The sequence below is a fragment of the Methanosarcina sp. UBA5 genome (genome assembly GCF_002505485.1).
Lineage (GTDB): Archaea > Halobacteriota > Methanosarcinia > Methanosarcinales > Methanosarcinaceae > Methanosarcina.
Genome location: NZ_DAVG01000111.1, coordinates 19,519 through 27,188 on the forward strand (window position 1 = coordinate 19,519; position 7,670 = coordinate 27,188).

Consider the following 7,670-nt stretch of genomic DNA (forward strand, 5'->3'; position numbering starts at 1 on the left):
GGTCAATCAAAACCATCTGCAGTGTCTGTGTCGTCAGGGTGAGTCATTGATCAAATCTAAAAATAGTATGATTTCCTTGTTTGGAAAAAAGAAGAGAAACTCTCAGGCTTACGGTTTTCAGTAATCCTCAACGACCTGATTAGTCAGCGGATTCATAATGCATATCATAATACTCATTACTAATTTTTATATAATTAGTTCCATTATCATACATAATATTAGCAAACTCTGTCATATTTCCGTCGTCATTATCGAAAGGGAGCTTAATTTCTGTTCCTGGGTTTTTTACTGCTTCTTGAACATAGGGATATTTCTCGAGACTTTCTAAACTGAACTCCACATATTTCTCTGGTGGGCTCTGAAGTTTATCTGCGCGAACATACATACCTGCACCAGGCTGATAAATCACTAAAAAGAAAACCAGAAATAGTGCAAGAACTCCAAAAGAAATAATCATTAAAGCTGTTGTCATTGATTTCATACAGTACTCTCCAAGCATCTTTATCATGAAAATTAAACTGTTGTTACTCTTATACGCATTGAAGAGTCGGAATTATTTGTTTTATCTATATCTATCACTACAGAACTCCAGGCATGTGGAAGTGTTCTGCAGGTGTCCGTAATTTCGCCATCTAAAATAACTTTAAATTCATACTCCCCCTCTGCAAAATATGTATATTTTCCTTTAGACCATGGCATTGACCATCTCAGCAATAGCCATAATGATTTCGGCTGAGCGATGTGCTCGTCAGGAGCTAGTTCATAAGTTCCTTTGAATATAGATTCATTATACGAATCAAATACTTCAACTGTTACCTCATGATTCTGGAGATCATTATTAGATATATAAAATAAAGGGTCAGGAGAGCCAACTAACAAATATGGGAAAACGACGAAATAATTCAGCAAAATCAGTATTAGAATTCCTAAAAAGATGAATGTCTTTCGATACTTTCTAATATTTATACCCCCATAAAAACTCAAACATAACTCCATAATCGAAAAAATTAAAAGAAAGAATTTATTCCTCAGGTTTAGTTCCATCTATAATCTGTACTACAAGTCCGCAGAAAGAGGTTATCCTTAGTCCAGCGCTTTAGCTTTTCTAGAAGTCAAATCATTACTTATCTTAATATGCAACACCGTCAAAATTTACAATAAATACTTTTTCATTTGCTTCAAGTTCATTTCTTATCATGATTGCGTCACTCTCTGGAATCCAATTTTTTGGTTCATTTCCAAAAGAAACATAACATATAGTTGTCATTTTCACCTGAAGATTATTTCTTTTCATCACATTAAGAAAATTTTCGTTTTCAAAACCTTGTTCGGATACAATTATGTAATAATCTCCTTTTTTGATATCAGGAGGAAATCCAAGTTCAGGAATTTTTTCTCCTTTATTAAATTCATCTACTACAGCAGTTTTTTTGTCTTTTTCTACTTTTGCATAGTTCCTTCCTGAGCTAAGGTCAGTATTGTAATCTATACTATAGTTTACAGGTATATTGGAATTTTCAAGAATCGTTTTAACTTCCTGCTCAGTGGTTCCATTTTCAAATTCAATAAATAAACCAGCTATCTGTTGTTCTTTAACAAGTGTTTCATTATCAATTGACATTTTTGAATCAACATTTGGTGATGATGTAAATAGTACCAGGGGCACTACAATAATCAGAAAAATAATAATAACAATTAAAAACAATATTTTATAAATTGATTTTTTCATCATGAAAAATTTCCACCTATACCTCTTGGGAATGTGGAGTTCAAATCTAATCTGAATGATTTTTGAACTTCAAATTTAAAAAATACTTTTAAACTTATTTTATAAATTTATTGCGTTGGCGAATTTTCACCAGTCTGATTAACATTCATTAAACCGATTCTCTTTTTCACTAGAATAATGAAGTTTCAGAGTTTGAATTGACATCAAGGATTCAATTTTACATAAGGTAGATAATCTAAATAGTTTTTATTTAGACTAAATAATAAAAATAGTAAAAATAATCTCAACATACACAGTACCTTAATAGGATTCCAAAGATGTTTCTTTTACTGAATAAAATTATAAAAATATGTCAAAAAGGCAGAGGTATTTATGAGCTAATCCCAAAACCAATTTTATTCCGAAATCTATACTATTTTCATGTTAGAAATTAGAGTGATTATTCCAGGTTCATGGTTTTGGGATAGGCTCTATCAAAAAATAAATTGATTACAAATATTTATTCTCTTCAGCTACTCTAGATGAGGAACCCAACAGATATTGCTAGAAAACGATAAGAGAAGCCATCCGTCAATAAATTATTCAAAGATATTACAGAATAAAAGGAAGAACTCGAAATAAAAAAGAACTTGAGGAGCTTTGGGAAAATCTGTGGGAAAACCATACATTTACATACAAAATACAATATTATTTAAAATGTTGATTATAAATACTTTTGCCAAGAATTAAGGTTATGGTTATAATTGTAATAATTGTCAGTACAGAGCCTTGAAATGGCACTTCTTGAGCTAGACCGTTTATTGTATTATTCTCTGGATCAACAACATGAATATTTTTTTTACCATTTGAATTTGCAATGTTGCCGGTTAATACATTGTTCCTGCTGGAGTTATTGATATTTATACCATACTCCGCATTATTTGAGACATTATTATAGTCTAATCTGTTATCTCTTGATTCTATCAAAAATATTCCGTTATTGTTGTTAAAATTTGCAGTGTTGTTGTATAGTGTGTTTTCTGTACTGTACTCAAGATCTATACCACTCCAGCTATTTAAATTTGCAACGTTGCTAATCAGAAAATTACGACTTGATTTGCTAAGAAAAATTCCTGAAACAGTGTTTGATATGGTATTATTTACGATTTTATTGTTTTCACAATAAACCAAATCAATCCCAAATCCGGCATAAGTGACAGTATTATTACTTATTTCATTATTATTACTAGATGTGTATATATATATGCCTTCGTGATTGGTCGCATTTATGAGATTATTATTCAGCTTATTGTTACTTGAATTCCATAAGAAAATCCCACCAATTCCACTCATATATGCATTATTTTCAGTAAGTGTATTGTTGTACGAGTCTAACAAAAAAATGCCATAACCATTTGAAAAAACATTATTTTTCTTTATGACACTGTTATTGACTCCCTCAAAATAAATTCCGGCTTTATCATCTCCATACTGATCTGTTCTAGCACCACTTATACCAAAGCCTTTAATAGTTACATTATCTGCTACGACATTGAATACGTCATCTTCAGAGTTAGCAGCACGAATAACAGTATCATCCGGATTTCCAGAGAGAGAAACAATTTTTAACTCTTTATCAACATACACATTTTCCGTATAGTTTCCAGGATATACAAGAATTGTATCGTCACTAGTAGCGTTGTCAACGGCATCCTGGATATTTTGATAATTGGCTTCCTCAATATCGTCATCTACTATGATTGTAGCTGCTTCAGCGCGTGAAATTATCACCAACATGAAAAGTAGTATTAAAAAAAGAAATATTTTCTTCATGTTATATATTCCTTTGTAATATGTAATTATTAGTCTACTAATTGGTAACAGAGTTTTCAATCAACAAGGAGTTTTCATAGAATGACCTAAATATTTATCCAATTGAAATGGATAATTTTTCAAGGCCATAGTTGTCAATAATTAAGAAACTCGCCAGCAATGCTAAAGTAAGCAAAGCATATGTTCTAAATCTTATTCCTATTGTCATTCGTCTTACTCCTAGTTATTTTTTCTAGGAGTCAGGATCCGGCAAACCTTAAGTATTTCTTAAAGCTATCATTTCCTTGCCTCTAGGAATGTGGAGTTCAAATCTGCTCTGGAGGGTTTGTTTGAACTCCACATTCAAAAGCAGTTTTAATCTTGTTCTATACATTTATTACGTCGACGAATTTTAATCGATCTGATTAACATTCATTAATACGATACTTTTTTTCATCGAAAATTATGAAGTTTCAGGGTTTAAACTGACAGAGTAATTTTGACCTATATTTTAACAAAAATCTTACTGTTCGTCTCTTCACTAAGCAAGAAAATTAGCAAAATAAATATGAGATAAGTGACCCAACAGGAAATAAAAACATATATTGTATTAGAGGAATTCAATAAGAAAGAAGACAAAATTTGTAGATGCGGCGACGGAAATGAATAGCTTTGAAATTTATTATGAAATGGAAGATAATCTCCAGGCCATATACAGGTCAAGACTTCTAACCGAGATACTTCTATCATTGAACGAGAGCAGCAGAAAACTTTCCCAACTGCGTGAAATTACTGGAAGTACATCCCAGGCAATAATTCCAAAGCTAAGAAAACTGGAAGAAGATTCTCTAATAGAAACGAAAGAACGTGAGTATTGCCTAACTCCTGTAGGAAAAATTGTGGCTTCAGGAGTAGCTGATTCTTTTGCAACATTTGGGACAATTAATAAATTCAAATATTTCTGGTCTACGCATTACATGGAGGGAATTCCCACTTCATTGCTAAAAGAAATTGGATGTCTTTACAATTCTAAAATTCTCCATGACAGAAGAACAAAAATCCTTAATGTCTACACTAATCAGCTAAAAATGATTAAAGAGGCAGAGCATATATACGGCATATCATCCGTGATAACTGAAGGATACGCTGATTCTATCTCGGAAAAAGTGAAAGAAGGAAGTCCTGTTGAGCTTATAATTCCTATTAATGTTGCAGAAGAATTAAAACAGTCGCCTTATGCAGAAAAACTGGAAGCACTGAAAAGTTATAAAAATTTTCAGTTAAGGTACAAGAATGAAGATCTTAAAATAGGTCTAATTGTTACGGATAAATGCCTGGCCTTAAGCCTGTACAAAAAAAGCGGCATTGAATATGATATAACCACAGGTTTGTTTAGCTCTGATTCAAAGGCTATTGAGTGGGGAGAAAGGCTTTTTGAGTATTATAAGATCCACTCAGACGCAAATTTACAATGTAGCTATGCCCAGTGATGAGATTTTTCAAAAATCAAACATACTTGAATAGGTCATCCCTTTTCATTTCGTGCAGCCTGTCCCGAAGCAGACTTTTTAAAGCTTTCAGGTCTCCTTTTTTAGCGCTAACAGGCGCTATGATGTGTTTCCAGTTCTGCCAGGGAGGCTCAAGCCCAAGACGGGCTGTAATCTCATCAAGAAGGGAATCGTACTCGTTCTCTTTTACTTTATCCATCTTGTTTGCGGCAATAATTGTATCAATCCCGACTTCCCTCAGGAAATCGAACATCTCAACGTCTATAGGAATCTGGTTCCTTGAGCCCCAACGATCTACAATCTGCGGAAAAGCCGGGCCGTCTATTACAAGCACTCCGAGCTTGATCTTTTTGGCATTATCTTCGATATAGTGCACGGTTTTGTCTTTTACAATATCCTGCTTTCGGTCTTTTACTCCGCTCATGAAGCCGAAGCCAGGCATATCCGTGATAAGCAGGTCCGAGACCTGAGCGTATGCAGGGCGCAGGGTAACTCCGGGACGTTTGCCAACCTTTACTTTTGCCCCGAATAGTTCTTTTAGCAAGGAGGATTTTCCCACATTAGAGCGGCCTACGAAAATGATCTCAAAGCTTACTCCACTTTCGGCTGCAGTCTTACTGGTTTCCATTGTTTTTTACCTCCAAGACTTTTCAAAAAAGGCTTGAGCGAAAATGATATGCAGTTTTACACCGATGCAACAGTTTTGGTCAAGCAGCGATCTGGTTTTTCTACTCATGTGCTTCCCCCAGTTTCTTATCAAAAGCCCTGAGGAATGCGTTAAGTGAATTTTCTGGGATTCGAGCGCCTGCCGCAAGAGGATGTCCACCGCCGCTTCCCCCGAATATTGGGGCAACTGAGCGGAGAATATGGTTTACATCCATCTCTCCCCGGGACCGGATGCTCAGGTCATAAGCTCCTTTTTTCTCGCGGTATTCAGCTGCAATCCCTACTTCCCGCCTGCCGTAAAAGGCTGCGTATATCGCTACCTTTGAAATGGAGTTATTTGTATTTACAATATACGCGCTATTTCTCAGGACTTCGACATTATATTTAACAAAAAGCCTTAATCTCTCCTCGTTAATTGCAGCTTCCCTGGCAAGTTCAAGCAGCTCTGGAATATTTGAAGGGATGACATCCTTTGAGAGGGGTTCAAGAAGGCCCCTTTTGAATTCGTACTCCCTTCCTTTATATAGAATAGCCTGGGTCAGGGTTCCGGCCTGGAAATAAAGGCTCCTTTTATCCCAATCTTTAACCCAGCTCTTTAAATAAGGAGTACTGTCGCAGAAATCTCCAATCGCTCCGTAGATTGCTATCCTCCGCATATCCCTGTCCAGACGTTCCCCAAAGAGCCTGTAGGTCAGCTCTGAAGAACAGGCTTCGATATCATGGTAGAACCAGCTTTCTTTTTCACAGCTTTTCGGGAGAGGGTGGTGGTCAATATAGTAAAGGTTGCATTTTTCCGCAAGTCCGCTGAGTGCTGCGTGAAGTTCAGAGCAGTTCCTTTCATCGATTGCAATATCGCAAATAATAAGGGTTTTCACATCCTCTATAAGCCTTAATTTTTCAAGAAGGTTTACCGGATTTGTAAAATACACATATGCATCCGGATAAGCGGTTTTTGCAATTGCACCTGAGCATATCCCATCCGAATCTCCGTGAGTAAGGATTAGAGTTTTCGCTTTAAACCAGTTCTGGAGTTCTTTCATGTTTTGCTTCCTTTTTCCCCAAAAAAATTATCTTTCTCTTCTAACGGCAGTACCGAGCCCCTGTTTTTGTTTCCAAGTCTTGTTTTTGCTTTTGAATCTTTGTTAAGTCTTGTTTTTACTTTTGAATCTTTGTTTTTACTTTAGACCTTTATTCTTACTTCCAGGAATCAATTTTTTCCACTTTCAGAAATTCAAGGGAATATTAGTTTCCTGTTGTTAAATTTGATTTTTTATTCAGATGAGTTTTAAGGTAAAAAGAAGTTCGCATTAATATCTTGCTTTTGAAAGATGGAAAGTTCAGGCCAGATTCTGAAAAAAGCAATTAGAAGAGAGAAGAATAACGAAAAAAACAATAAAAAGAGGATTAAATCAAAATATTGCAATTAGAACGTAAGTATTTACACTAGCTTTTCAGGAACATACTATTACTACACAGGCAGGGAGACCCCAAATCAAGACACTATAACGCCTGTACGGATTTTGAGACTCTTGAACGAGCAAAGCTAACAGATCCGGAGGGATATATTTCGAAACCTTTCAAAGAAGAAGATCTCTGTAAGAATATAGAGGCTGCTCTTCATAAAAGCCAGTCAAAAAAGAAAAAATAAAAGAATTTTTAGGGTTTAAGTTAAAAGTTATAAAAGGTCAAGTTAAAAGATTTAAAAGTTAAAAATTATTAAATTAATATAAAGAATCATCGCCTTTTTCAGAGTTTAAGGACTTTTGCTGCTTTCATAGCATTGAAAACCATAGTCTCGGTATCCATTTTTTGTTCTTCAAGTACGATAAGGTCATATTTTGCTCCTATTTCGGGCCTCTCAGGGACAGCAGCACAGCTGCCCGCGGGTCGATTGGAGATATCATAGGTCCCAATCTTGCGGGCAATATCCATGATTTCAGTTTTGTCTAACGCAATCAAAGGATGATAAATAGGGA

At 35.1% G+C, this 7,670-nt stretch carries 7 protein-coding genes and 1 pseudogene; 1 reads left to right on the top strand and 7 read right to left on the bottom strand.

Annotated features, from left to right (window positions below; all coding sequences use genetic code 11):
* Window positions 1–139: 139 nt before the first annotated feature.
* The 4 genes from BP621_RS13020 to BP621_RS13035 form a co-directional block, all read right to left on the bottom strand.
* A complete protein-coding gene (locus BP621_RS13020) occupies window positions 140–481 on the bottom strand; it encodes a hypothetical protein (RefSeq protein ID WP_292390650.1) in 342 nt (113 codons plus the stop codon).
* A gap of 32 nt (window positions 482–513) precedes the next feature.
* The gene (locus BP621_RS13025; protein WP_292390652.1) at window positions 514–1,044 is read right to left on the bottom strand and encodes a hypothetical protein; all 531 of its coding nucleotides are present in this window, start codon (window positions 1,042–1,044) and stop codon (window positions 514–516) included.
* 85 nt (window positions 1,045–1,129) lie between these two features.
* A complete protein-coding gene (locus tag BP621_RS13030; RefSeq protein WP_292390653.1) occupies window positions 1,130–1,732 on the bottom strand; it encodes a UPF0228 family protein in 603 nt (200 codons plus the stop codon).
* A gap of 684 nt (window positions 1,733–2,416) precedes the next feature.
* On the bottom strand, window positions 2,417–3,499 hold the full coding sequence (locus BP621_RS13035; protein ID WP_292390656.1) for a right-handed parallel beta-helix repeat-containing protein: 1,083 nt from the start codon (window positions 3,497–3,499) through the stop codon (window positions 2,417–2,419).
* Window positions 3,500–4,182: 683 nt separating this feature from the next.
* On the opposite strand from BP621_RS13035, the gene BP621_RS13040 reads away from it, so the two are divergent.
* On the top strand, window positions 4,183–5,010 hold the full coding sequence (locus tag BP621_RS13040; protein WP_292390658.1) for a helix-turn-helix transcriptional regulator: 828 nt from the start codon (window positions 4,183–4,185) through the stop codon (window positions 5,008–5,010).
* Between the two features lie 16 nt (window positions 5,011–5,026).
* Here the strand turns inward: BP621_RS13040 and engB are convergent, their stop codons facing one another.
* From engB to BP621_RS13055, 3 genes and pseudogenes are all read right to left on the bottom strand, one after another.
* A complete protein-coding gene (gene engB / locus BP621_RS13045; RefSeq protein WP_292390660.1) occupies window positions 5,027–5,656 on the bottom strand; it encodes a GTP-binding protein EngB in 630 nt (209 codons plus the stop codon).
* 100 nt (window positions 5,657–5,756) lie between these two features.
* The gene (locus tag BP621_RS13050) at window positions 5,757–6,734 is read right to left on the bottom strand and encodes a DHHA1 domain-containing protein (RefSeq protein ID WP_292390662.1); all 978 of its coding nucleotides are present in this window, start codon (window positions 6,732–6,734) and stop codon (window positions 5,757–5,759) included.
* 706 nt (window positions 6,735–7,440) lie between these two features.
* Window positions 7,441–7,670, bottom strand: a pseudogene (locus tag BP621_RS13055) (tRNA 4-thiouridine(8) synthase ThiI); the annotation flags it as partial.

What these genes read in the sequence shown, in the direction of transcription:
- BP621_RS13020 (WP_292390650.1), bottom strand. Translation starts at nt 481, where the DNA reads ATGAAATCAATGACAACAGCTTTAATGATTATTTCTTTTGGAGTTCTT.
- BP621_RS13025 (WP_292390652.1), bottom strand. Translation starts at nt 1,044, where the DNA reads ATGGAACTAAACCTGAGGAATAAATTCTTTCTTTTAATTTTTTCGATT.
- BP621_RS13030 (WP_292390653.1), bottom strand. Translation starts at nt 1,732, where the DNA reads ATGATGAAAAAATCAATTTATAAAATATTGTTTTTAATTGTTATTATT.
- BP621_RS13040 (WP_292390658.1), top strand. Translation starts at nt 4,183, where the DNA reads ATGAATAGCTTTGAAATTTATTATGAAATGGAAGATAATCTCCAGGCC.
- engB (WP_292390660.1), bottom strand. Translation starts at nt 5,656, where the DNA reads ATGGAAACCAGTAAGACTGCAGCCGAAAGTGGAGTAAGCTTTGAGATC.
- BP621_RS13050 (WP_292390662.1), bottom strand. Translation starts at nt 6,734, where the DNA reads ATGAAAGAACTCCAGAACTGGTTTAAAGCGAAAACTCTAATCCTTACT.